The organism is Ruegeria sp. AWH4_226 (assembly GCF_056159225.1).
Genome location: NZ_JBSWUU010000001.1, coordinates 1,948,949 through 1,972,675, shown reverse-complemented (window position 1 = coordinate 1,972,675; position 23,727 = coordinate 1,948,949). Strand labels below are relative to the sequence as shown.

The window sequence follows — 23,727 nt, the reverse complement described above, 5'->3', positions numbered from 1 at the left end:
TAGGTCTGGATCAAGGAGGATTTCGCCATGTACGCCCATATCATGTTCCCTGTTGACCTGCATCTGCCGCCCGAAGTTCGCAAGGCAGCCGATGTCGCGGCCGAAGTTGCCAAATGGCAGGGCGCCAAGATTACTCTTGTCACCGTGACCGGCACACAGCCCGGTGATCCAGCCCTGACGGACACGGCGATAAGCGAAGCGTTGAACGCGTTTGCCGATCAGCTTGCTGAAAGCAGTGGAGCCGAAGTTAATTTTCGCAATATCCATTCGGTCGATGTTGCGGTTGAGGTGGACGGTGACCTAAAGCGCACCGCCGAGGAAATCGGTGCTGATCTTATTGTCGTCGGAACACACGCCCCGCGGATCACCGACTATATCTTTTCCAGCCACGCAGGGTATCTGGCCAATCATGCCAGCGTTTCGGTTTTCGTTGTGCGTTGATTTGGGCTAAGGGTCGTCTGAGGCGGGCAGTTCGATTTCAAGAAACCGTTCGAACGCGTCCAGATTGACCGGTTCGAACTGGCCGAAGCCCTGCATCCAGACCGAGGCCGCGCGCAGGGCATCAGGTTCCAGCTTGCACCATTTCACACGACCTCGTTTTTCCTGAGAGATCAGCCCTGCCTTGGTCAGGATCACCAGATGCTTCGAGATCGCCGCCAGCGACATCTCGAACGGCTCGGCCACGTCTGTAACGGCCATGTCATCCTCAAGCAGCATCGCGAGGATGGCGCGGCGCGTGGGGTCGGCGAGGGCTGCGAACACGGTGTCGAGATCATTGGACATGCAAACGCTGAACCACAGCGTCCCAGTTTGGTCAACCATTTGGTTGAATATGCTAAATCCTGTCTTTCAGGCAATACCCCTGCGGTTGACCTGGTTCATGATTGGGCAGTTATGGAATAAAATGTATTAAAATCAAAGTCTTAACCCGCGGCATTTCCAACATTCAAGGCCGTTGACTCTGTGCGTCTTGCCCCTTAGCACCTAGCGCAAGACTGTGCGAGGGAAACGCCCGTGACTGAGGATGACCAAAAGCAGCGCCTGACGCAGCTTGAGGCCAAGATCGACGCGGCGAAAAAGGCCAAAAAGCCCGAGACCCGCGCAGATGCTGACGTGTCCGGGGGCGAGCTTGCCTGGCGGATGGTCATCGAAATGGTATCCGGTCTGGGGATCGGATTTGGCATCGGATACGGGCTGGACAGCCTGCTCGGGACGATCCCGATCTTTCTGGTGCTATTTACATTGCTGGGCCTTGTCGCCGGAGTGAAGGTTATGCTCCGCAGCGCCAAAGAGGTTCAAGAGAAACAAGCGGCGGCGACGGCTGCCGAAAAGGACGAGAGGGACTGAACGTGGCAACCGAGACCACCGCAGCAGAGGGCAGTAGCCTGGTTTTCCACCCGATGGATCAGTTCATCGTTAAGCCGTTGTTCGGTGACGGTGCGGTGGGCATGTTCACGATCACCAATGTCACCCTGTGGCTATTCCTGGCGATTGTGGCCATTGTGCTGTTGTTGGTCTGGCCGACCTCAAAGCGCGCGATTGTTCCGACCCGGATGCAGTCGGTGGCTGAACTTGCCTATGGCTTTATCTATAAAATGTTGGAAGACATCTGCGGCAAAGAGGGCGTCAAGTATTTCCCGTATGTCATGACCCTGTTCATGTTCATCGTCTGCGCGAACTTCCTGGGCATGATCCCCATGTCGTTCACCACCACGTCGCATTTCGCTGTGACCATCCCGCTTGCACTGGCCGTGTTCCTGACCGTGACTGTTCTGGGCTTTGTCAAAAACGGTGCCGGGTTCCTGAGCCTGTTCTGGGTGTCGAGCGCGCCGCTGGCGCTGCGCCCGATCCTGGCGATCATCGAGCTGATTTCGTACTTTGTACGTCCTGTCAGCCACTCCATTCGTCTTGCTGGTAACGTCATGGCGGGACACGCGGTTATCAAGGTGTTCGCAGGCTTTGCCGCGGTTGCCGTGATCTCGCCCGTGTCTGTTCTGGCGATCACCGCAATGTATGGCCTTGAGGTCCTCGTGTCTTTCATCCAGGCCTACGTTTTCACCATTCTGACCTGTGTTTACCTGAAGGACGCTTTGCATCCGCATCACTGATCAGGGGCGACCCTGAGCACAGGAACGATAACCCAACATCGAAACTTCCAATTCGTAAGGAGAAACATCATGGAAGGCGATCTCGCACATATCGGCGCAGGCCTGGCAGCAATCGGTTCCGGCGCAGCCGCAATCGGGGTGGGCAACGTTGCAGGCAACTTCCTGGCCGGCGCCCTGCGCAACCCTTCTGCGGCTGCGTCGCAGACCGCAACTCTGTTCATCGGTATCGCGTTTGCAGAAGCTCTGGGGATCTTCGCATTCCTGGTCTCGCTGCTGCTGATGTTCGCCGTCTAATCTGCGGAACCTGATCCTTACGCGCAGGTGGGTCCAAGCCATAGCGGCCCACCTGTTGTAAAGACAAGTTTCCGACGGAGGATATCATGGCGACTGAACCCATTACAGAAGAAGTAGCCGGCTCGTGTGTCGACTCTTATGGCTCTGCCATCGGGATGCCACAGCTCTGCTTCGATTGGTTCCCCAACCAGATTTTCTGGCTGGTCATCACGCTGGTCGTCATCTTTCTGGTCCTGTCCCGCGTGGCCTTGCCCCGCATCGCGGCAATCCTGGCTGAACGTCAGGGGACCATTACAAATGACCTGGCTGCGGCCGAAGATCTGAAGGCCAAAGCGGTCGAGGCCGAAGAGGCCTATAACAAGGCGCTGGCTGATGCCCGTGCCGAAGCGCAACGCATTGCAGCCGAAGCCCGCGCTGAAATTCAGTCTGATCTGGATGACGCGATTGCAAAGGCTGACGCGGAAATTGCTGCAAAGGCGGCTGAGTCGGAGAAGGCCATTGCCGAAATCCGTGCTGGTGCGCTGGAAAGCATTCAAGTGGTTGCCAAAGATACGGCGGCTGAACTGGTTACTGCACTCGGGGGCGAGGCGGATGCCAAAGCCATTGACGGTGCCGTTGACGCGCAGATGAAAGGATAAGTGACATGCGGAACACTCTTGCCCTTATCCTGACCTTTGGCGCAGCCAGCCCAGCCTTGGCAGCCAAAGGCCCGTTCTTCTCGCTGGCCAATACAGACTTTGTCGTCTTTCTGGGTTTCATCGTCTTCATAGCGGTCCTGTTCTACTTCAAGGTTCCGGGTATGATCAGCGGTGCGCTGGACAAACGCGCCGAAGGTATCAAATCCGAACTGGACGAGGCCCGCGCCCTGCATGAAGAGGCCCGCAGCCTGTTGGCGTCGTACGAGCGCAAGCAGCGCGAAGTTCAATCCCAGGCAGATGCCATTGTGGCAGCTGCTAAGGAAGATGCTGTTCTGGCGGCGGAACAGGCCAAGGCGGATCTGGAACGGTCCATCGCACGGCGTTTGGCCGCAGCACGGGATCAGATCGCGTCAGCCGAAGCCTCGGCCGTGAAGGAAGTGCGCGATCAGGCTGTAACCGTGGCTGTTTCGGCAGCAAACGCGGTGTTGGCAAAGCAAATGACAGCCGCGCAGGCAAATAAGCTGATCGATGCGTCCATCGAAGACGTAGGCGAAAAGCTGCATTAAAATATAAAGTGCAAAGCGGCACCTGCCTTGGTGTTTCAATGACGCTTTGCATGGCTCGAAAGGTTTCGAATTAGGCGAGGGTGCGTGCATTCTCGCCTTTTTACTATCGTTTTGATTGTGGACTTAATTTAAGATACCACTTCAGCTCATACCTATGACAAAGAGCGAAGTATGCCTGAGTTGCCGCTGATAAGTCTCGTGATCCCCAATCTGAATTGCGCCAAGTTCATAGAGCGCACAATACGGTCAGTCCTTGACCAAACCTATCCCAATCTCGAACTGATCCTGTCCGATGGCGGCAGCACGGATGGATCACTCGAAATCATCGAAAAATACCGGCCACACTTCGCGAACATCATCTCGGGGCCGGATACCGGTCAGGCCAATGCTATAAACAAAGGTTTTGCCCGTGCGACCGGCGAGATCATGGGGTGGATCAATTCGGACGACATATTGCTCCCGGGCAGCTTGTCGCTTGTCGGGTCTTTGTTCGCGCTCAACCGCGAGACGGAATGGTTGACCGGCCGCGTGACGATTATCGACGAAGAAGACCAAGTCCAATGTGTCGAACGCCCTCGACCCCTGACACATAACCGGTTCTTGGCGGCGGACTATCAATGGATACAGCAGGAATCGACCTTTTGGAGGCGCAGTCTTTGGACCCGCGCGGGTGGTTACCTGGACGAATCCTTGACTCTTGCCATAGATGGTGAGCTTTGGCTGCGCTTCTCACGATACGCTCAACTGATGCCAGTTCACAAACAAATCGGCGCATTTCGGGTACGCAATGGGCAAAGGTCGCAGGAAATTGAAAAGTACCACGCTGAGATGCTGTCGGTCATCGACCGCGAAAGACGTATCGCAACGGAAACGCATAACTTGACCAGGGCGGTCTTGGATGCGCCCCTCAAGCTGCGCCGGCGGAGAGAGGCCGAAGCCGCCTTTCCGGGCTTAAAGAGTTTCGATCCAAAGCCGTTCAAGCAATCCAAACTCTGGAGACATGCGCTTTTACGGCAAATGCACCACATCTGAAGGAATCGGAACTAGCTGTTCCCAACCTCATGGTGCAGACGCTGCCGTGCGACGGCTTCGTTGCGCTCGGCCTTTTGGTGATCTTCCATGCAGCGCTGAACATAGTCCAAATGTCGGTGGATTGCGCTGCGTACACCTTCCGGGTCTCGGGCTTGAAGGGCCGAGTTAATGTCGCGATGCTGATCCAGAATTGCGCTGCGCGTCGTGTGTTGCTGAAACATCATTTGACGATTGTAGAACACGCCTTGTTGCAGCAGATCGAACATCGAACGCATCATGTGCAGCATTACGACGTTGTGACTGGCCTCAATAATGGCCATGTGGAACTGAGCATCCAGTCGAGCTTCATCTTTGGTTTCGTTGCCCTCATGCGCGGCTTGCATTTTGTCGAAAATCGCCTGTACGACCTTCAGATCGCTGTCCGAACCCAGCCGCGCGGCGCGCGCTGCAGCCAGCCCTTCCATGTCCCGCCGGAATGAAAGATAGTCGAACACCGCCTCCTCATGGCTACCGAACAGGCGGACCAATGCCGGGGAAAAGGCTGATCCCAAAACCTCGGCTACATAGATGCCGGACCCTGCCTTGGCGGTCAGTAACCCTTGGCCCTGAAGGTCCGAGATCGCCTCTCGCAGTGACGGGCGCGAGACGCCCAGCCGTTCGGCCAATTCGCGTTCGGCCGGTAAGCGCTCACCCGGTCGCAGGATGCCACGCAAGATCAGCAGTTCGATCTGCTTCACGACCGCGATAGACAGCTTTTCGGTCCGGACTTTCTGAAAGGGCATGTGTGATTTTCTCGATTTGGTCAAATCATATGACCACGTATCGGTGGTTAGCTCAAGGAAGCGGATACCGCTTTTAGCAAGAAGGTCAGTATTATTGACATTTGTACACTGCCGGCTAAGCTGACGATGTGAAGGCGGAGGAGACCCATGTCGACAAAAGACCTGTTCGCAACCCGGACATCGCGAATGAAGGCGTCCGAGATACGCGAGCTGCTCAAACTGCTGGACCAGCCTGGCATCATTTCCTTTGCGGGCGGTATTCCGGACCCGACCTTGTTTCCGGCAGAGGAGTTTGCCGCAGCCTTCCAGCGCGCGCTTGGGTCCGACGACCGTAGCATGGCGCTGCAATATTCTGTTAGCGAGGGGTATCTTCCGCTTCGCGAATGGTTGGTCGACCACATGCGGCAGATCGGCGTTGAGTGTGGCATCGACAACGTCCTGATCACCTCGGGATCGCAACAGGCGCTGGATTACCTTGGTAAATTGTACTTGTCTCCGGGTGATACCGCGCTGGTTGGGTGGCCCACCTATCTGGGCGCGCTGGCCGCATTTAACGCTTATGAACCGCGTTTTGACCGGCTCCACATAAGTGGTAATCGGGGAGCGTCTGAATATGCTGCGGCAGCGGGTGAAGGCACGGTAAAATTCGCATATCTGTCACCTGATTTCGCCAACCCAACCGGAGAGACCGTAGACATACGTGGTCGCGAAGACCTGTTGGATTTGGCGGACGATTTAAACTGTGCGGTGATCGAAGACGGAGCCTATCAGGCACTGCGTTATGATGGCGAGCCGAACCCGCCGGTGCTGGCGCTGGAATTGGCACGCAAAGGTTCGATAGATGACTGCCGGACTGTGTACTGCGGCAGTTTCTCGAAAACCCTATCGCCCGGATTGCGCGTGGGCTGGGTTGTGGCTGCGAAGCCCGTCATCTCACAATTGGTTTTGATGAAACAAGCCGCAGATCTGCACTCGGCCACGATCAACCAGATGGCAATCAACGACGTGGCGCGTGCTTGCTTTGACACGCATATCCCCAAGCTGCGCCGCGTCTATGGCGCACGTCGTGACACAATGCTGGGCGCGCTGCAGCGGCACATGCCGGACGGAGTGGAGTGGACCCGACCCGAGGGCGGTATGTTCATCTGGGTGACCCTTCCCAAAGGCGTGAACGGAGCCAATCTGTTGGAAAAGGCGCTTGAGACGGTCAAAGTGGCCTTTGTTCCCGGCCAGGCATTTTTTCCGGACGCCTCCGGGTCCGATACGATCCGCCTGAGCTTTTCGAACTCGGATGAGGATACGATCCGTGAGGGCATCCGCCGGTTGGGGGATGTCTTGCGGGCCCGAGTAACGGAAAGGATCTGTTAACCAATTTGCGGCTAAGCTGTTGGCATGATCCGCTTTCTGTTCCTCCTGTTGGTGCTGGCCGGGTGTTCGGCTGGCACCCCTTTCTTTCGCGACGTACCTGCGACTCGTATCGCAATAAATGGCAGCGTTTTTGATGTGCGCGTGCGCGGACATCTGGCTGAGGCCGTGCGGATCAACACCCAATATGCACCGCGCCTAGGTCCGATCCGGGACAGGGCCGGATTGGCGATGGCGCAGGTTTCTGGCTGTCCCATTCTGGACGTGCTTGGGGATGCTGCGGTGACGGTCGGTGTGTTGGGGTGCGATCGTGAGGCTGGCGAACGTCTGTTACTGACCGCGATTTCAACCCCGAACTACGAATGTGTCGACTATGGCGTTTATGACAACCTGGGGCATGGCTACGGCTATCAGGTGTTTGAATGTACACCTTACTGAGCTACGCAAAATTCCGCGTATTCGGGCAAGATATTGTGGATAAATTGGCCTGATGTCCCATATCCTGCGTAACTCCGTTGACTCAGGCCCACTCCGTTGCGCAGACTTGCGATACGTAGGAATCACGGGACCCGTCACCTTTGCGCTTCAGCAAGCTCAAACTCACCGGCTTTAAAAGCTTTGTTGATCCAACCGATCTGATCATCGCGGATGGGTTGACCGGTGTGGTGGGTCCGAATGGCTGCGGGAAGTCCAATCTTTTGGAAGCCTTGCGCTGGGTGATGGGGGAAAATCGCCCCAAATCGATGCGCGGCGGCGCGATGGAGGATGTGATCTTTGCGGGGGCCGCCACGCGCCCGGCCCGCAATTTTGCCGAGGTTGTCCTGACCATGGACAATTCCGAGCGTCTGGCGCCGTCCGGGTTTAATGACACCGATCAGTTGGAAATCGTAAGGCGCATTACGCGCGACGTGGGCAGTGCCTACAAGACCAACGGCAAGGACGTGCGCGCCCGTGATGTGCAGATGCTGTTTGCGGATGCCTCAACCGGGGCGCATTCGCCCGCGCTTGTGGGGCAGAACCGCATTGCCGAGTTGATTAACGCCAAGCCTCGCGCCCGCCGCCGTATTTTGGAAGAGGCGGCTGGAATCTCGGGTCTCTATCAGCGCCGGCATGAGGCTGAGCTGAAACTCAAGGGCACCGAATCCAATTTGACACGTGTCGATGATGTGCTTGAACAGTTGGGCACGCAACTGGCGCAGCTTGCCCGTCAGGCCCGTCAAGCCGCGCGCTATCGCGAGATTGGAGAGCAGTTGCGCCAAGCCGAGGGCATGCTGCTTTATCGCCGTTGGAAAGAAGCTGACATCGCCCGTCAGCAGGCCGAAGAAAAGCTGCGCGACAGAACGACCGAGGCGTCCCGCGCCGAGGCCGAAGCCCGCGCCGCTGCCGCCAGGCGCGCCGAGATAGAAGAGGCTTTGCCGCCCCTGCGGGAGGAAGAAGCCATTGCCGCCGCCGTGCTGCAACGCCAGCAGGTGCAGCGCGATCAGCTTTCGGATCAGGAAACCCGAGCCCGCCAGACGATAGAAACACTGACCAACCGCATTCAGCAGTTAAGCAACGATATCGAGCGTGAAACCGGATTGAATCGCGATGCAGGTCAGATGATCGAACGTCTGGAATGGGAAGCGCGCGAGCTTGCCAAGGCCGCCGAAGGGCATGGTGACAAGGTGGCCGAAGCCGCCGAGATCGCGCGCGAGGCTGCCTCGGTCCTGAAGGACCGCGAAGATCTTCTTTCGCAGGAAACCGAGGACATGGCACGCCTCGTCGCCCGGCACCAATCCGCGCAGCGTTTGGTCGAGGACAGTCGCAAAACACTGGCCCGGTCAGAGGCCGAAGAGGAAAAAGCGCGCGGCGCAGTGGATCAGGCGCGCGAGGCGTTGAATAACGCCAGCGACGCTTTTGAGGCCGCGCAAGAGGGTGAAGAAGAAGCCCGCGAAGCCGCTGAAGCTGCCGAGGAAGCCCTGGCCGCCGCAGACGAATTGCGCAACGAAACCCAAGCGCGCGAGGCCGAGGCACGCGCGCAAAGGTCCGAGGCCGAAGGTGAGCTTGGGGCGATCCGTGCGGAAACCTCTGCTCTGGCCAAGCTGGTCGAACGCGATACTGCCGAAGGAGGTCAAGTTCTGGATCTGCTGCGCGTTGAGCCGGGTTATGAAAAGGCGCTGGGTGCAGCACTGGCTGATGATTTACGCGCGCCTCTGGTCGAAGGGGATGGTCCGTCAGGCTGGGTTCAGGTGGCAAGCTACGACTCTGATCAGCCGATGCCGGATGGGGTTGAACCTCTGGCTTTGCACGTGTCCGGCCCTGACCGTCTGAGCCGCCGGATCGCGCAAATCGGTCTGGTTGACCCGGATCAGGGCGCCCGCCTGCAATCCCTGTTGAAGCCGGGGCAGCGTCTGGTGTCACGCGCGGGCGACCTGTGGCGCTGGGATGGATACCGCGCCTGGGCCGAAGACGCGCCGAGTGCCGCAGCCTTGCGTCTGGAGCAGTTGAACAAGCTGGAAGCTTTGAAACAGGAGCTTTCTCAGGCCGACGCGCGGGCCGAAGGTGCCCGTGCCGCGCATGAGACGCTGTCGCAGCAACTGGCCGATGTGACAGAGGCCGACCGCCGCGCGCGTGAGGCACGCCGGGCCGCGGATCAGCGCATGGCCGAAACCGCGCGCCAGTTGAGCCGGGCTGAGGCTGATCGCAATTTGGCAGAGGGCATGCTGGAAACCCTGACACTCGCCGTGGATCGCCATAAACAGGACGCGATGTCAGCCCGTGGGCAATTGCGCGAGGCCGAAGGCGCATTGGCTGGGTTGGGTGATCTCGACACAGCCCGTGCGCAGGTTGAAGACATTAAGCAAACGGTCGAGGCCGCGCGGATCACCATGCTGACCCATCGCTCGACCCATGACGAACTGCGCCGCGAAGGCGAGGCCCGGACGCGACGCGCGCAGGAGGTGACCAAAGACCTCAGCGGCTGGAAGCACCGTTTGGAAACAGCCGAAAAGCGGATCGCAGAACTGGTCGAGCGCAAGGAAAGCTCGGAAGAGGATCTGTCCGAAGCCATGGCCACCCCCGGCGAGATCGCCGAGGCGCGCGAAGAACTGAATGAGCTAATCGAAACCGCCGAGGCCCGCCGCGCCGAGGCAGCCGACAAGTTGGCCGAAGCTGAATCGCGGCAACGCGAGGTTGTGATGGCCGAACGCGACGCCGAACGGCGAGCCTCGGAAGCCCGCGAAGCCCGTGCAGCGGCCGAAGCGCGTTGTGATGCCGCGAAGGAAAGCGTGACAGCTGCAGCTGAGCGGATTGCCGAGGATCAGCAACTGACGCCCAATCAGCTTTTGAATCGATTGGATGTAAACCCTGATCAAATGCCCGCAGCGGATGCTTTGGAGGCCGAGGTAAACCGCCACAAACGTCAGCGCGATGCGATGGGGGCGGTCAATCTGCGGGCCGAAGAGGATGCCAAAGAAGTTCAGGAAGAGTTTGACACGCTCAACTCGGAAAAAGCTGATCTGGAAGAGGCGATCAAAGCGCTGCGCAGCGGAATAGCCAGCCTGAACCGCGAAGGGCGCGAGCGTCTGCTGACCGCGTTTGAACAGGTGAACTCGAACTTCGCGATGCTGTTCAAGCATCTGTTTGGCGGCGGTGAAGCAAATCTGGTCATGGTCGAAAGCGATGACCCGCTGGATGCCGGGCTTGAAATCATGTGTCAGCCGCCGGGTAAAAAACTGTCCACCCTAAGCCTGCTGTCGGGTGGCGAGCAGACCCTGACGGCAACGGCGCTGATCTTTGGCGTTTTCCTTGCCAATCCCGCACCTATCTGTGTGCTGGATGAAGTTGACGCACCGCTGGATGACGCCAACGTCACCCGTTTCTGTGATTTGCTGGATGAAATGTGCCGCCAGACCGACACGCGGTTCCTGATCATCACGCACCACGCGGTGACGATGGCGCGCATGGATCGGCTGTTTGGCGTGACAATGCAAGAGCAGGGCGTCAGTCAGTTGGTATCGGTCGATCTTAAAAAGGCCGAGCAGATGGTCGCCTGATCCATCACCGGAACGTGACACCTGTTTCTGCACCAACTAGAGTAAGCTGCCACCATGATCAGATTTGTTATTCTTGCGTTTCTGACGGCCACCCCTGTCGCGGCTGCCGACTGGCCTATGAAACCCGGTGATACCCGCCTTTCGCCCCAAGAGTTGGACGCTTTGGCCGGCCAGACACTGACTTTCTATGATGATGGGCAGTCCAAATTTTCGGTCGGCGGGGCTTATTCCTATACCTATGCAAGCGGGGAGTCCGCGTTTGGGACGTATTCCATCGCCGAGGATGGCAGCGTCTGTATAGCCTATCGAAACGGGTTCAGCCGCTGTGACCTGTACGTTCATAGTGGTGAGCGTCTTATTTTGATCGATCAAAAGGGGGATCGCTATCCCGTCAGGCCTGATTAGGGCTTTTCCGGCGGCGGGATACGTCTTTCAGGATTGCTAGCTGAATTTTCGGTGCTGGATACTGAAGTCATTTTCACGTTTATGACTATCACCTAATCCCTTGCGATTGTCTTCGGTTTATCGATAGTTATTTCGCCTGAACCGCAACAGCCCTGTGTTGCATTCGAGCTGCGTGACGCAGCGCGCCTCGTAAGGGGCTTTGGTCAGAACAAAAGGCCTATCCCGCTCCACACCACCAAAATCCCAACCGCAAGTCCCCAGACGGTCCACAGCATGTCACATGCGCTGAAAACCTCTTCCGCGCCGATTTCCCGGCGGGCCGCGCCATTAACCCAGGCCAGATCGCGGACCTGACCATCATAGCTTCGCGGGCCTGCAAGGGCCACATTCAGGGCGCGCGCCATCGCTGCCTCTGGCCAGCCGGCGTTAGGAGAGATATGGCGGCGCGCATCTGCCACTATGTTGGACCAGCTTGCCCATTGGCCGGACAGACCCAAGATCATAATGCAGGTCAGGCGTGCCGGGATCAGGTTCAGCACATCGTCCAATCGGGCCGCAGCCCAGCCGAACTCACGGTATTTTTCGTTGCGGTATCCAATCATGCTGTCCGCCGTGTTGACGGTTTTGTAAATCAAAAGTCCCGGCAACCCGGCGACCAAAAACCAGAAGGCCGGCGCGATGACGCCATCGCTCAGGTTTTCGGCAGCACTCTCGATGGCGGACCGCGCGACCTGTGCCCTTGTCATATCGCCTGTGTCTCTGGATACGATCATCGCGACACTGGCGCGACCTTCCGACAGGGATCGGAGCAGTCCGTGGCCCACATCGCGCACATGCGAAACCAACGATTTTTGCGCAAGCAAGATGGCGCAGACGAAGATTTCTACCCATGGCCCAAGCAGAGCCAGGCCCCAGCCCAAAACAAATGCACCAATCACCAGCAGCACGAGCGCGACCGTCCCTTTCAGGCGCCGACGGACCCCGTGGTTTAGGAGCTTGTCCAACCATCCCACAACGTTCCCAATCATCACAGCGGGATGGCGAACACGGGACCAAAGCCAATCCGGCTCTCCCAGGGCTGCGTCCAGACACATGGCGCAGACCAGCAGAAATGGGGGGCTCACAATGCGGCCTCCAATCTGTTCCAGCCCGTCGCGGGCGGCAGTCCCAGTCGCAGAAATGTTTTGGAGTAGGGAAAAACACGGCTCCAGATGTGGGCGCGGGCCAGCCGGGCCAGCCAGTCAGAGGCATTATCCACGTCATAGAGCCGGAACAGAGTGGTTCCCCCAACAAGATTTGCCCCCCTTGTCGTCAAAAGCTGATCCAAGCGCTTTGTGTCAGCGCTCAACCGTTGGCGGGTTGCATTGGCCCAGTTGGTGTCGCACAGCGCCCGTTCACCGATCTTGAGCGCCGGACCTGAGACCGCCCATGGTCCGATCAGGTCGTTCAGTCTGGCGATGAGCTCGGGCTGGCCGATGGCAAAGCCCAGCCGCAACCCCGCGAGACCCCAGAACTTACCAAAGCTCTTCAGGACGATCACACCGGGTCGAGCGGCGAGATGTATCAGCGAGGCTTCGGGAGTGACATCGCAAAAGCTTTCGTCAATCACGGTCAGAGGGGCGTTTGCATCCGCTTCCTTCCAAAGCCGCCCGTCGGGGTTGTTCGGGTGTACGATCACACGCGCCTCTGCCGGGCTGTCTGCCTGAACGCTCCAGCCCTGCGCGGCGAAGGCAGCGGCGTGCTCGTTATAGGTGGGTGTGGGGATTTGAACGCGGCCCGGCGCGGCCAGCGCTGGAATTCGGGCGATAACAGCCGAGGCACCGGGCGCAGGCAAAATGGCCGCCCCCTCGGGCACCGCCCAAAACTGGCGGGCGGCTTTGCTTAGTCTTTCGAACGCACCATGATCGGGCAACTCAGACCAGTCCGAGGACGTCAAACCTGCTACTTCGTAAGGTTGGGGATTGATCCCCGTGGACAGGTCCACCCAGTCTGAGCGCGCGCCGCCAAAACTTGCCACCGCACCGTCCAGACCACCGCCGTGGTCGCGCGCGGCGCGGGGGCTCAAGTTGTTGTTTTGACCCGCCATCGGACCCTCATCGGAATTGCCTGTTTAGGCTCTTTTCAAGCGGATTTTCGCCGTCTACACAAGCAAATCCGCGTGATCGAGATAATGCCATTCGGCCGCGTTAACGCTTTGTTAAGGAAATGACGTGATCACGGAAAAAGGGAAAGCTCATTTCCTTCTCTAACAAGTGCCCAGGTTATTACGATGAATGTATTGATAGTTGAAAGTAATCCCGACCTCGGTCGGGTTTGGAAGCGGCATCTGGAACGGTACGGCGCCCAAGTGACGCTGGTGACGGGACAAGAGGCTGCCATTCTTGCGCTGTACGGGCAAGACTTTGAGATTATCGTGCTGGACTTGGTTCTGGAAAAAGGCAGCGCACTGGCAGTGGCGGATTTCGCCAGCTATCGAAGACCCGAGGCGCGGGTGATCTTTGTCACCAACACAACCTTTTTCTCGGACGGGTCTATCTTCGCCCACAGTCCAAACGCCTGCGCCTATGTTCAAAGCGCAACGCCGCCAGAAGATCTGGCGGCGATGGTTCAGCACTATGCGGCGGGTCGTTGATTGCGCCCGTGCGGCTCCATGTAGTCCAGCACAGGGTTTACTGGAATGATCCGGTTGGGATTGATCGTGTCATGGCTATAGTGGTAGTGGCGCACGATGTGGTTGATATTCACCGTCTCGGCGACGCCGGGCCACTGATAAAGCTCGCGCGTATAGGCCCATAGGTTCGGGTAGTCGATCAATCTCCGTTTGTTGCATTTGAAATGCAGGTGGTAAACGGGGTCGAACCGGATCAGTGTGGTGAACAACCGCCAGTCGGCTTCGGTTACGCGATCACCCATCAAGTACCGGTTGTGGACCAGTCGATCCTCCAGCCAGTCGAGGGTCTCGAACAGGGGGTGTACGGCGGCGTCGTAGGCCTGTTGCGACGTGGCAAATCCGGATTTGTAGACGCCGTTGTTGACATTGGAGTAAATCCGCGCGTTGACCTCTTCGATTTTGTCCCGCATCGCTTCGGGCCAATAATCGTCGGTGTTTCCGGTAATGCCGTCAAAGGCCGAGTTGAACATCCGGATGATTTCGGAACTTTCGTTCGAAACGATCGTTTCCTGCTCTTTATCCCATAGGATCGGAACGGTGACGCGGCCCGAATAGCTTGGATCAGCTTTGGTATAGATCTGGTGGGCATAGTCGAGGCCGAACAGCGTGTCGCCGGTCGCACCGTGCTCATCCGTCTTGAAGGTCCAGCCCTTGTCCAGCATGTCGGGATGTACAACTGAGACTGAAATCAGATCGCTCAGCCCCTTCAGCTTGCGGAATATCAATGTTCGATGTGCCCACGGGCAAGCGAGGCTGACATAGAGGTGATAGCGGCTCGATTCAGCCTTGAAACCCGCTTTGCCAGACGGACCGGCACTGCCATCGGCGGTCAACCAGTTGCGAAACTGGGCAGTGCTGCGTTTAAAGGCGCCACCAGTGGATTTGGTGTCGTACCAGGTGTCATGCCATTTGCCGTCGACCAACAGGCCCATTGGGTGTCCTCCGCATTGCGATTTCTTCAAACATAGGAGGTTGCACGTCGCCTTCCCACATCAGGCACCGCGCATTGGGTCTGCACCTGCGCACAGAGGGGCCTGAGATTTCGATGCAACAGGTTCGATATGCGCAAATCTATGTGGCCGACTTTACTGGATTTTTACAATCCGGACTTCACAATAGAGTCCGTTGCCCGGGGAATTGTGCCATGACGACTTATATTTCAAAGGAAATAAGCGCCGAGTTAGTTGCTGCGCGAATCGCGGGGTTGAAAAAGACCAGCCGCCTGCGCGTCGAGTTTGGCGACAATACATTTAAAATACTCAGATTGTGGAAAGACGGCTTTACGGTAGAGGCTGAAACGACACCGCAATTACGCGGCCTTGTGGATATCTACGACGGGGCGCGCCACCTTTACCAATGCCTGATCATCGCCGATGAGGAAGAGGCTGGTGAGATGCGGTACGAATTCAAGCGCAGTACAGCCGCGGCCGACACGGCTCCGCTGGATTTCTATCGCGCACCCGATGCGCCGGTTGCGTTGCTGGGGTACGAAGACTAGGCGTAGATTTCCCATACGGTCATTTTGGTCGTTTGTGAGCGGTCTGTGAAATGCTGATTGGCGATCACAACTTTCGTCTGTTCGTAGAACGTACGAAGCTTGGATATCAGCCAAAACGTGCTGCGCCGGGCGAAAGCGGAAGACGGATTTCAGCAAAGCCCAGCGCGCGACTGTCATTGAAGATCGGAAAACGCGTGTTTCAAACGCTTGCAAGCCTCTTCTACCCGTGCGTGTTGCGTCGCAAGATTGAACCGTTCAAAGGTTTCTCCGCCAGTGCCGAAGCCCGGGCCGGAGGTTGTGGCTATCCGGGCATCATTGCGCAGACGCTTTACAACCTCGTCATGCGTCATTCCAGTTCCCGAGAAATCGACCCAGGCCAGAAAGGTGGCCTGCAGGGGCATTGACCAAAGTCCCGGAATTTCGGCAATGGTTGCGTCGAACAGTTTGCGGTTGCTGTCCAGATGCGCCATTTGTGCATCGACCCAGTCGGCGCCTTCGGGTGAATACGCCGCAGTTATCATGGTGACACCCAACATACTGGGCATGTAATCCAGTGTTTTCAGCCGATGCCGCATGGCAGCGCGCAAGGAGTCATCAGGGATAATTATATTTCCCGTGCGCTGCCCCGCGATGTTGAATGTCTTGGAAGCCGCAGTCAGCGTCACGGTAAAGGGCTGCGCTTCGGGCGCGGCCTTTGCCATAGGCACGAAAGTTTGGCCGGGATAAACAAGATCCTGGTGAACTTCGTCCGATACGAGGATCAAGCCATTTCGCATGGCGAATGCAGCGACAGCACGCAATTCTTCCTTCGTCCACACTCGGCCCGAAGGATTTTGGGGCGAACACCACATCAACAGTTTTTCCGACCCGTCCAACCGCGACTGCGCGTCTTCGAAATCAATGCCATAGCTGTCGCCATTCCGAACCAGCGGGCATTCCACAACCCGTCGTCCGGTCTTGTTAATCTTCTGAGCGAATTCGTGATAAACGGGGCTGAAGATTACGACGCCATCACCGGGATCGGTCCAGACATCCAGACACAGGGCAATTGCATTGCCCAACCCTTGCGAGGTCAGAACCCAGTCGGTGTCGATCGACCAATCATGGCGGTGCTGCATCCACCACTGGACCGCGGCCAGATACGCCGGATGTTCCCAGGAATAGCCGAAGACACCGTGATCAGCTGCGTTGCGAACCGCCTCTCTTACGCAGGGCGCAGTGGGGTAGTCGGAATCTGCGGTCCACATGGCCAACCCGTCTTTTGGCGAAACGCCATACAGGTCCTCCATCTTGTCCCATTTTGAACTGTTCGTCCCCCGGCGGTCGATCACGTCATTGAAAGTCATGTTTTCTCCATCTGTCCGCTGCGAAGCTAGTCACAATCGCGGCAGGTGCAAGGGGGGCGTTGCGGCGGGGCGCGGGATGGCCTAAATCAACCCTATGAAACGCAATATCCTGATCCATCCCGACCCCCGTCTGAAAAAGGTCTGTGCCCCTGTAGCCGACATGTCGGATGAGCTGCGCAATTTGGCCGATGACATGCTTGAGACAATGTATGATGCACCCGGCATTGGGCTGGCCGCGCCACAAGTCGGCGTTCTGGATCGGCTGATCGTGATGGACTGCGTCAAGGAAGAGGGTGAGGCGCCGCGCCCGTTGGTCATGTTCAACCCCGAGGTCGTTGCCTCGTCTGACGAAACCAATGTCTACGAAGAAGGTTGCCTGTCGATACCTGAGCAATTTGCCGAGGTGACGCGGCCCAAGGTTGTTGATGTGACCTGGCTGGACCGCGACGGCAACTTGCAGCAGGAAACATTTGACGGGCTATGGGCGACGTGCGTTCAGCATGAGATTGATCACCTGAACGGCAAGCTTTTTATCGACTACCTCAAACCGCTGAAGCGTCAGATGATCACGCGCAAGATGCAAAAGCTGAAACGCGAGATGGCCCGCGCATGACGGTTCGCCCCTGCCTGCCATGGCCCGATAAACGCTTGCGGACCAAAGCAGAAGATGTAGCTGAAATCACGGATGACATTCGCACCATCTGGGATGATATGATCGACACGATGGAGGCGATGCCCGGTGTTGGTCTTGCCGGGCCGCAGATTGGTGTCATGCTGCGGTTGGCGGTTGTTGATGGCTCGACCGAGCGCGGCCGGGCGGTGCGCATGGCGAACCCCGAAATCCTGCACAGCTCGATTGAATTGCGTGAACACGACGAAGCCAGCCCGAACCTGCCCGGTGTTTCGGCCAAGGTAAAACGTCCTCGTGCTGTGACGGTGAAGTACCTGAACGAAAAAGGCATTGTGGATCGCCGTGATTTTGTTGGGATTGAGGCCACCAGCGTGCAGCATCAGATCGATCATCTGAACGGCAAGATGTATTTTGACCGGCTGAGCAAGGTGAAGCGCGATATACTGCTGCGCAAAGCCAGAAAGCAGGGTTAGGGATGCGCGTCGTTTTCATGGGCTCACCGGAGTTCTCGGTTCCAGTGTTGGACGCGCTGGTTGAGGCCGGGCATGAGATTGCTGCAGTGTATTGCCAACCACCCCGGCCTGCCGGGCGCGGCAAGAAAGACCGACCAACGCCGGTGCACGCACGGGCCGAGGCGTTGGATCTGCCCGTCCGTCATCCGGTGTCGCTAAAGTCGTCTGAGCAGCAAGAGGCCTTCGCCGCGCTGAATGCTGACGTTGCGGTGGTCGTGGCCTATGGTTTGTTATTGCCACAGCCCATTCTGGATGCGCCGACGAACGGGTGCCTGAATATCCATGCAAGCCTTTTGCCGCGCTGGCGCGGGGCTGCGCCGATCCACCGCGCGATCATGTCGGGGGATGCAGAGACCGGCATTTGTATTATGCAAATGGAGGCCGGGCTGGACACTGGTCCTGTTCTATTGCGTCAGGCCACGGATATCGGGCCTGAGGAAACCACCGCGCAGCTGCACGATCGTCTTTCGCAGATGGGCGCGGACCTTATCGTCGAGGCGCTGAGACGTCTTCCCGATCTGACGCCCGAGCTGCAGCCCGAAGATGGCGTGACCTATGCGTCGAAGATCGACAAGGCCGAAGCCCAGGTGGACTGGACCCGCCCTGCGGTTGAAATCGACCGACAGATCCGTGGCCTTTCCCCGTTTCCCGGGGCCTGGACCAAAATAGGCGGTGAAAGGGTCAAGTTGTTGGCCTCAAAACAAGCCGATGGAGAGGGTACACCAGGGACGGTCCTGAACGGCACGCTTCGCGTGGCATGTGGTACGGGCGCAGTCGACCTGTTGCGCCTGCAACGGGCCGGCAAGGGCGCACAGGACACGGAAACCTTTTTGCGGGGCTGGCCGGTCGATGCCGGAACCTGCCTGAGTTCGGAGTAGGCCAGATGTTCTTGGTTCTGATGGGCACTGTCGTGATCGCCGGGATCGTTGGATACCTCTCCGAAAAAACCGGCTTCACTCATAACGGATATGTGCCTTCGATCATCATTTGTGTGGGTGGCGCGTTCTTGTTTTACTTTGTGAGAATCATGTTCGGCATCAGCTTTGGCCCTCCGGGTTTGGACGCCGTCCTGTCATCCATTGGTGCGCTGATCATCGTGCCGACGCATTGGAGGAAGTGATTCAAGTGTGGTCAGGGCCGCAGCCGGGTGAAAGTTTGCCAGTCGATGGTAACTGGTGATCAACGTATTGGCGCGCTGCCGGACGGCTAAGTGCTTAAAACGTAAACCTGCCAAACAAAAAAACGTAGACAAGTGTGTCAGTTCAAACGCTATGTCTTACTGATTGCGAGGGGGGCGGCTTTTGTAGACCGGCAGTTTCCAACCAAACAACAACGATCCGGCCCGCAAAGCCCAGCAAACCAGCGCGCACGCCCCCAAAGTGATCAATTCATCGAACCCGAGGCGGTGCACGACAACCGCGGTCATGGCGCCGGCGAAAGCGCATGAAACGTAGAGCTCACCTTGTTTGAGGACCAGTGGCACTTCGTTGCAGACCACGTCGCGCATCAATCCGCCCAGACACCCCGTGCAAATGCCCATCAGCACCACGATTGTACCGGATTGCCCGAGCGACAAGGCGACACCAGTGCCAGCGGCAACTGCGATAGACAGGGCGAAACTATCCAGCCAGATCAGCCAATTGTACCGGCTTTCGACCAGGTGGGCGGTCAAGAAGACAAGCACCGCCGCACCGGTTCCGATCAGGATGTAATCCGGTTGACCGACCCAAAACACCGGATGCCTGTTCAGCAACAGATCGCGTACCGTGCCGCCGCCCAACGCCGTGAGACAGGCGATGAAAGCAAACCCCACCAGATCAAGCTGCGCCCGGCTGGCCACCAATGCTCCGGTCAAGGCAAAAACCAGAACCGAGGCATAATCCAGCAGGGCAAGACCGCTCACGATTTTGCCTTTTGAGGTTTAAACGGAGCCATGCCGGCGCGGGCCAGTTCATCTGCTTTTTCGTTTTCGGGGTGACCTGCGTGGCCTTTGACCCATTCCCAGGTTACGTTGTGCCGGATCTGCGCCTCATCCAGCCGCTGCCATAGATCGACATTCTTGACAGGTTTCTTGTTCGAGGTCTTCCAGCCGTTCCGCTTCCACCCGAATATCCATCCCGTCACACCGTTCTTAACATAGGCGCTGTCGGTGACGATGGTGATTTCCGAGGCACGCTCAAGAGTTTCCAGCGCGCTGATCGCGGCCAGCAGCTCCATGCGGTTGTTGGTCGTGTTAGCCTCACCACCGTTCAATTCGCGTTCTTTCAGAACGGTGTTGCCATCCATCGCGCGCAACAAGACGCCCCAGCCACCGGGGCCGGGGTTGCCAGAACACGCGCCGTCGGTATAGGCGAATAGCTCAGGCATGGGCCATCACCAGGATAAAGCCGTCATAGGATCCGGCCAGCCCTTTGCCCATGCCGGTTGTAATACGGTCGATTGAGAACCCCGTCTGTGCCAGCGCGTCCTCGATCTCGGTCTGCGAGAAGTAGGTATAGGAGCGGTCCAGTTCGTCGCGGTGTTCGCCGCTTCCCAGTTTCAGGCCAAGAAAAAAAATGCCATCCGGTTTCAGCGCCTTGTGGATGGCGGCCAAATGGCGTGGGAAGGCCTCGCGTGGGGCGTGTAGCAAGGAAAAGCTGGCGTAGATGCCGTCATACGTGTCCACTTCGGTCACATCGTCGAAAGTGCCCAGATGTGCGTCCACGCCATTGTTACGCGCATGTTCGACAAATTCTGGCGTTGCGTCCAGCGCCCGCACTGTCAGCCCCTCACGCATGAAAAAAGCACTGTCTGATCCGGGGCCAGAGCCTAAATCCAGTACAAGCCCAGCACCGACCGCTTTGGCAAACGCCTGACGGACTTTGATCTGCTCCGGCGGTAGAGGGATTTTCAGGTAATCCGCCACGCGGGTGGAATAGGCTTTGATCGTTCTTTCGTCGGTCACAGATACACCCCCACAGCCAGACAGGCCAACACGATGGCCGTCAGTAACACACGCAGGCGTAACCACCAGGTCGGGGTCAACCGCCAGTATGAAAAAATGGCATCAAGCACCAAAAGGCCGGTAAATCCATAAATCAGGTTGGTACCCGCACTCACCGGTCCTCCGCCAGTTTGTACAAAAGCCCAAAGCGCGGGAAGCACGGACAGGGCATAGCAGGTCGCGGCCTTACTGCCCGACGTCTTGGTGGCGAAGCCCCACAGAACGCCGGACATGAAGCTGAGGATGACCGAACCGTAGAACAGTTGGACATACGGCCCCACAAAACGCGATCCGAACGCCTGCGTCCCCCATGCGTGCAGGTCGTCATTCAGGTAAGTGAGCGCACCCCAGATAAAGGGGATCAACCCAGCTAGCCCAAGGAACAGCGGAGCCCTTGGTATACCGCTCATGCGGGGGCTCTCAGGACGCGCGGGACCTTGAATTCAACGTTTTCCACGGCGGTTTCCACCAGTTCGACGGTCACGTCGTAATGTTCGCGGAAGGCGTCGATCACCTCATTCACCAGTATTTCGGGGGCCGAAGCACCCGCCGTGACGGCAACCGACGAAATCCCTTCAAGCGCGCGCCAGTCAATCTCAGTCGCACGCTGCACCAGTTGCGCGTAGTTGCACCCAGCGCGCGAGGCGACCTCGACCAGGCGACGCGAGTTGGATGAGTTCGGCGCACCTACAACCAGCAGCGCATCCGATTTCGGAGCCACGGCTTTCACGGCTTCTTGCCGGTTGGTGGTGGCGTAGCAGATATCTTCCTTATGCGGCCCGACGATGGCAGGGAACCGTGCCTCAAGCGCTGCTATGATATCTTTAGTGTCGTCAACAGAGAGGGTGGTCTGCGTGACAAAGGCCAGCTTTTCCGGGTCACGCACCTGCACCGTCGCGACGTCCTCGACGGTTTCGACCAGCAACACCTCACCCTCAGGCAGTTGGCCCATGGTTCCGACAGTCTCGGGGTGACCCTTGTGACCGATCATGATCATTTGCAGACCAGCATCGGCGTGGCGCTGTGCCTCAACATGCACTTTTGAGACCAGCGGGCAGGTGGCATCGACGTAGATCATCTCGCGCGCCGCGGCCGAGGCAGGCACGGATTTTGGTACGCCATGTGCGGAAAAGATCACCGGCCGATCATCGGGGCATTCGTCCAGTTCCTCGACAAACACCGCGCCTTTGGCGCGTAACCCGTCGACGACGAATTTATTATGCACGATCTCGTGGCGCACGTAGACAGGTGCCCCCCATTTCTGCAGCGCCATTTCCACGATTTTTATAGCACGATCAACCCCGGCGCAGAATCCGCGTGGGGCAGCAAGGTAAAGGGTCAGGCGTGGCTTGGTCATGTCGTGAACTCCATAGGCCACAGGTAAGTCTTTTCGTGGCCTTGGTCCAGTCGCGACCGCGTCATTTGCCTGACACGAATCGATGCTAGCCATTAGGTGTTTCAGCACCTGTGTATTGGTATAGCAAAGGCGCGGTCAGACTATACTATCTGGCCGCGCCGAATTCTTGCCCTGGTTTGGTGCGAGGCCGGGCCTTATTGACCGCCGGCGGCGGCGACGCTGCGCGGCTCCATGGGCATTTCGCGCGGAGGCCGCCCGATCACGTCGCGCAGATCTTCCAACTCGATGAAGTTGTCAGCCTGACGGCGCAATTCATCCGAAATCATTGGCGGCTGGCTGCGGATGGTTGAGACAACCGATACACGCACGCCCTGTCTTTGAAGGCTGGCAATCAACGGGCGGAAATCCCCATCGCCCGAAAATAGCACGATATGATCGACGCGCGGCGCCAGTTCCATGGCATCGACGGTCAATTCGATATCCATGTTGCCTTTGACTTTCCGACGCCCCATGCTGTCGGTGTATTCCTTTGCCGGTTTGGTCACCATGGTAAAGCCGTTGTAATGCAGCCAGTCGACCAAGGGACGGATCGGCGAATACTCGTCGTTCTCCAAAAGCGCTGTATAGTAAAAAGCACGAAGCATCTTTCCGCGGCGCATGAATTCCTGACGCAGCAGTTTGTAGTCGATATCAAACCCCAGTGCTTTTGCGGCTGCATAAAGATTCGAGCCGTCGATGAACAGCGCTAGCCGTTCGTCTTTATAAAACATAAATAGATCCTTCCGGTACAAACCAGCGGCGCCGAGTGGTAGGTGAGTGAGCTAGTGAATGAGCAACACGCTGATATGCCCATAATTAGGGCAATTTAAACGTATCGCAAGCAGTCAATTTGTCAAATATGGGGTGAAAAATGCGCAAATCTTCGTCAGAAGCAGTGATTGCATTAGGTGCAAATCTCAGTCTGATCGCATCAAGACCCAAGGTGACACTTGAAAGGGCGATTGACGCAATTTCGCGTCAGGGGTTTGTGATTCGCGCTACCAGCCGCTTCTTCGAAACCCCTTGTTTTCCTGCCGGAGCCGGGCCGGATTATGTGAATGCGGCTATCGTGGTCGAAACTGACAAATCCCCGCGCCAGGTGCTGACCATGCTGCACGACGTCGAGAATGAATTCGGTCGCGAGCGGGTGCAGCGCTGGGGCATGCGCACGCTCGATCTGGATTTGATTTGCTACGATGATCTTGTCCTGCCGGACACGGCCGAGTACGAACGATGGCGGGTCTTGCCGCTTGACACGCAGAAACAACAGGCGCCGCAAGAGCTGATCCTGCCGCACCCACGCCTGCAGGACCGCGCCTTTGTGCTGGTCCCGATGGCGGACGTGGCCCCGGATTGGCGTCACCCGGTTTTGGGGCGCACTGTCACCGAGATGCTTGCAGAACTGGACGCTGATGAGATCAAGGCCGTCACCCCCGTGTGATGGATGCCATTTCCTGCTTGTCAAG

Annotated in this window: 30 protein-coding genes; 18 read left to right on the top strand and 12 right to left on the bottom strand. The window is 57.8% G+C overall.

The window, feature by feature from the left end; genetic code table 11:
* Window positions 1-27 precede the first annotated feature (27 nt).
* On the top strand, window positions 28-441 hold the full coding sequence (locus tag ACXAET_RS09635) for a universal stress protein (RefSeq protein WP_475184072.1): 414 nt from the start codon (window positions 28-30) through the stop codon (window positions 439-441).
* A 6-nt stretch (window positions 442-447) separates the two neighbouring features.
* On the opposite strand, the gene ACXAET_RS09630 is transcribed toward ACXAET_RS09635, so the two are convergent.
* On the bottom strand, window positions 448-783 hold the full coding sequence (locus ACXAET_RS09630) for an ArsR/SmtB family transcription factor (RefSeq protein ID WP_068339528.1): 336 nt from the start codon (window positions 781-783) through the stop codon (window positions 448-450).
* A gap of 231 nt (window positions 784-1,014) precedes the next feature.
* Between ACXAET_RS09630 and ACXAET_RS09625 the strand changes: the two genes are divergently transcribed.
* The 6 genes from ACXAET_RS09625 to ACXAET_RS09600 all read left to right on the top strand — a co-directional run bounded on the left by ACXAET_RS09625 (window position 1,015) and on the right by ACXAET_RS09600 (window position 4,638).
* A complete protein-coding gene (locus ACXAET_RS09625; RefSeq protein ID WP_475184070.1) occupies window positions 1,015-1,347 on the top strand; it encodes an AtpZ/AtpI family protein in 333 nt (110 codons plus the stop codon).
* Between the two features lie 2 nt (window positions 1,348-1,349).
* Window positions 1,350-2,108 carry a F0F1 ATP synthase subunit A gene (locus tag ACXAET_RS09620; protein ID WP_475184069.1) on the top strand — a complete coding sequence of 253 codons (759 nt, stop codon included), beginning with the start codon at window positions 1,350-1,352 and terminating at the stop codon, window positions 2,106-2,108.
* 69 nt (window positions 2,109-2,177) lie between these two features.
* Window positions 2,178-2,402 (top strand): F0F1 ATP synthase subunit C, encoded by a 225-nt coding sequence (locus ACXAET_RS09615; RefSeq protein WP_005981269.1) that lies wholly within the window; start codon window positions 2,178-2,180, stop codon window positions 2,400-2,402.
* A gap of 86 nt (window positions 2,403-2,488) precedes the next feature.
* Window positions 2,489-3,040 carry a F0F1 ATP synthase subunit B' gene (locus ACXAET_RS09610; protein ID WP_475184067.1) on the top strand — a complete coding sequence of 184 codons (552 nt, stop codon included), beginning with the start codon at window positions 2,489-2,491 and terminating at the stop codon, window positions 3,038-3,040.
* A gap of 5 nt (window positions 3,041-3,045) precedes the next feature.
* Window positions 3,046-3,606, top strand: a complete 561-nt coding sequence (locus tag ACXAET_RS09605) for a F0F1 ATP synthase subunit B (RefSeq protein WP_475184065.1) — start codon at window positions 3,046-3,048, stop codon at window positions 3,604-3,606.
* Window positions 3,607-3,777: 171 nt separating this feature from the next.
* Entirely contained in the window at window positions 3,778-4,638 is an 861-nt protein-coding gene (locus ACXAET_RS09600; protein WP_475184064.1) for a glycosyltransferase family 2 protein, read from the top strand.
* An 11-nt stretch (window positions 4,639-4,649) separates the two neighbouring features.
* Here ACXAET_RS09600 and ACXAET_RS09595 read toward each other — a convergent pair whose 3' ends face one another.
* A complete protein-coding gene (locus ACXAET_RS09595; RefSeq protein WP_475184062.1) occupies window positions 4,650-5,420 on the bottom strand; it encodes an FCD domain-containing protein in 771 nt (256 codons plus the stop codon).
* Window positions 5,421-5,567: 147 nt separating this feature from the next.
* On the opposite strand from ACXAET_RS09595, the gene ACXAET_RS09590 reads away from it, so the two are divergent.
* The 4 genes from ACXAET_RS09590 (at window position 5,568) to ACXAET_RS09575 (ending at window position 11,224) form a co-directional block, all read left to right on the top strand.
* Complete coding sequence (locus ACXAET_RS09590; RefSeq protein WP_475184060.1) at window positions 5,568-6,788, top strand: aminotransferase-like domain-containing protein; 1,221 nt, start codon at window positions 5,568-5,570, stop codon at window positions 6,786-6,788.
* Window positions 6,789-6,812: 24 nt separating this feature from the next.
* Window positions 6,813-7,223 (top strand): hypothetical protein, encoded by a 411-nt coding sequence (locus ACXAET_RS09585; RefSeq protein ID WP_475184059.1) that lies wholly within the window; start codon window positions 6,813-6,815, stop codon window positions 7,221-7,223.
* 140 nt (window positions 7,224-7,363) lie between these two features.
* Window positions 7,364-10,819: a chromosome segregation SMC family protein gene (locus ACXAET_RS09580; RefSeq protein ID WP_475184057.1), complete on the top strand. Its 3,456-nt coding sequence runs from the start codon at window positions 7,364-7,366 to the stop codon at window positions 10,817-10,819.
* Window positions 10,820-10,873: 54 nt separating this feature from the next.
* Window positions 10,874-11,224 carry a hypothetical protein gene (locus ACXAET_RS09575; RefSeq protein ID WP_475184055.1) on the top strand — a complete coding sequence of 117 codons (351 nt, stop codon included), beginning with the start codon at window positions 10,874-10,876 and terminating at the stop codon, window positions 11,222-11,224.
* Window positions 11,225-11,427: 203 nt separating this feature from the next.
* On the opposite strand, the gene cbiB is transcribed toward ACXAET_RS09575, so the two are convergent.
* Complete coding sequence (gene cbiB / locus ACXAET_RS09570) at window positions 11,428-12,348, bottom strand: adenosylcobinamide-phosphate synthase CbiB (protein WP_475184053.1); 921 nt, start codon at window positions 12,346-12,348, stop codon at window positions 11,428-11,430.
* Window positions 12,345-13,310 carry a threonine-phosphate decarboxylase CobD gene (gene cobD, locus ACXAET_RS09565; protein ID WP_475184052.1) on the bottom strand — a complete coding sequence of 322 codons (966 nt, stop codon included), beginning with the start codon at window positions 13,308-13,310 and terminating at the stop codon, window positions 12,345-12,347. The genes cbiB and cobD overlap by 4 nt, the downstream gene beginning before the upstream one ends.
* A gap of 183 nt (window positions 13,311-13,493) precedes the next feature.
* Here cobD and ACXAET_RS09560 point away from each other — a divergent pair, with 183 nt between their 5' ends.
* Window positions 13,494-13,856, top strand: a complete 363-nt coding sequence (locus ACXAET_RS09560; RefSeq protein WP_475184050.1) for a response regulator transcription factor — start codon at window positions 13,494-13,496, stop codon at window positions 13,854-13,856.
* On the opposite strand, the gene ACXAET_RS09555 is transcribed toward ACXAET_RS09560, so the two are convergent.
* Window positions 13,838-14,827: a glutathione S-transferase family protein gene (locus tag ACXAET_RS09555; RefSeq protein ID WP_475184049.1), complete on the bottom strand. Its 990-nt coding sequence runs from the start codon at window positions 14,825-14,827 to the stop codon at window positions 13,838-13,840. The two genes, ACXAET_RS09560 and ACXAET_RS09555, sit on opposite strands and share 19 nt — an antisense overlap.
* Window positions 14,828-15,039: 212 nt before the next feature.
* On the opposite strand from ACXAET_RS09555, the gene ACXAET_RS09550 reads away from it, so the two are divergent.
* Complete coding sequence (locus ACXAET_RS09550) at window positions 15,040-15,393, top strand: hypothetical protein (protein ID WP_475184047.1); 354 nt, start codon at window positions 15,040-15,042, stop codon at window positions 15,391-15,393.
* A 173-nt stretch (window positions 15,394-15,566) separates the two neighbouring features.
* On the opposite strand, the gene ACXAET_RS09545 is transcribed toward ACXAET_RS09550, so the two are convergent.
* Window positions 15,567-16,739, bottom strand: a complete 1,173-nt coding sequence (locus tag ACXAET_RS09545; RefSeq protein ID WP_475184045.1) for a MalY/PatB family protein — start codon at window positions 16,737-16,739, stop codon at window positions 15,567-15,569.
* Window positions 16,740-16,833: 94 nt separating this feature from the next.
* Between ACXAET_RS09545 and def (ACXAET_RS09540) the strand changes: the two genes are divergently transcribed.
* Genes def (ACXAET_RS09540) through ACXAET_RS09525 form a run of 4 tightly spaced genes read left to right on the top strand, consistent with a single transcriptional unit; the run spans window position 16,834 to window position 19,002 of the window.
* Complete coding sequence (gene def, locus ACXAET_RS09540) at window positions 16,834-17,352, top strand: peptide deformylase (RefSeq protein WP_475184044.1); 519 nt, start codon at window positions 16,834-16,836, stop codon at window positions 17,350-17,352.
* Window positions 17,349-17,843 carry a peptide deformylase gene (gene def, locus ACXAET_RS09535; RefSeq protein WP_475184042.1) on the top strand — a complete coding sequence of 165 codons (495 nt, stop codon included), beginning with the start codon at window positions 17,349-17,351 and terminating at the stop codon, window positions 17,841-17,843. Before def (ACXAET_RS09540) ends, def (ACXAET_RS09535) begins: the two co-directional genes overlap by 4 nt.
* 2 nt (window positions 17,844-17,845) lie before the next feature.
* A complete protein-coding gene (fmt, locus tag ACXAET_RS09530; protein ID WP_475184040.1) occupies window positions 17,846-18,760 on the top strand; it encodes a methionyl-tRNA formyltransferase in 915 nt (304 codons plus the stop codon).
* Between the two features lie 5 nt (window positions 18,761-18,765).
* Window positions 18,766-19,002 carry a hypothetical protein gene (locus ACXAET_RS09525; RefSeq protein WP_475184039.1) on the top strand — a complete coding sequence of 79 codons (237 nt, stop codon included), beginning with the start codon at window positions 18,766-18,768 and terminating at the stop codon, window positions 19,000-19,002.
* Between the two features lie 156 nt (window positions 19,003-19,158).
* Here ACXAET_RS09525 and ACXAET_RS09520 read toward each other — a convergent pair whose 3' ends face one another.
* The 6 genes from ACXAET_RS09520 to ACXAET_RS09495 form a co-directional block, all read right to left on the bottom strand.
* Window positions 19,159-19,785: a trimeric intracellular cation channel family protein gene (locus tag ACXAET_RS09520; protein WP_475184037.1), complete on the bottom strand. Its 627-nt coding sequence runs from the start codon at window positions 19,783-19,785 to the stop codon at window positions 19,159-19,161.
* Window positions 19,782-20,249: a ribonuclease HI gene (gene rnhA / locus ACXAET_RS09515; protein WP_475184035.1), complete on the bottom strand. Its 468-nt coding sequence runs from the start codon at window positions 20,247-20,249 to the stop codon at window positions 19,782-19,784. Before rnhA ends, ACXAET_RS09520 begins: the two co-directional genes overlap by 4 nt.
* Window positions 20,242-20,826 carry a class I SAM-dependent DNA methyltransferase gene (locus tag ACXAET_RS09510; RefSeq protein WP_475184033.1) on the bottom strand — a complete coding sequence of 195 codons (585 nt, stop codon included), beginning with the start codon at window positions 20,824-20,826 and terminating at the stop codon, window positions 20,242-20,244. Before ACXAET_RS09510 ends, rnhA begins: the two co-directional genes overlap by 8 nt.
* Window positions 20,823-21,275: a DUF3429 domain-containing protein gene (locus ACXAET_RS09505; RefSeq protein ID WP_475184030.1), complete on the bottom strand. Its 453-nt coding sequence runs from the start codon at window positions 21,273-21,275 to the stop codon at window positions 20,823-20,825. The genes ACXAET_RS09510 and ACXAET_RS09505 overlap by 4 nt, the downstream gene beginning before the upstream one ends.
* Window positions 21,272-22,222, bottom strand: coding sequence for a 4-hydroxy-3-methylbut-2-enyl diphosphate reductase (gene ispH, locus ACXAET_RS09500; protein ID WP_475184029.1), 951 nt, complete (start codon window positions 22,220-22,222; stop codon window positions 21,272-21,274). The genes ACXAET_RS09505 and ispH overlap by 4 nt, the downstream gene beginning before the upstream one ends.
* A 194-nt stretch (window positions 22,223-22,416) precedes the next feature.
* A complete protein-coding gene (locus ACXAET_RS09495) occupies window positions 22,417-22,992 on the bottom strand; it encodes a LabA-like NYN domain-containing protein (RefSeq protein ID WP_058283597.1) in 576 nt (191 codons plus the stop codon).
* A gap of 140 nt (window positions 22,993-23,132) precedes the next feature.
* Between ACXAET_RS09495 and folK the strand changes: the two genes are divergently transcribed.
* On the top strand, window positions 23,133-23,702 hold the full coding sequence (folK, locus tag ACXAET_RS09490) for a 2-amino-4-hydroxy-6-hydroxymethyldihydropteridine diphosphokinase (RefSeq protein WP_475184026.1): 570 nt from the start codon (window positions 23,133-23,135) through the stop codon (window positions 23,700-23,702).
* The last annotated feature ends 25 nt before the right edge of the window (window positions 23,703-23,727 follow it).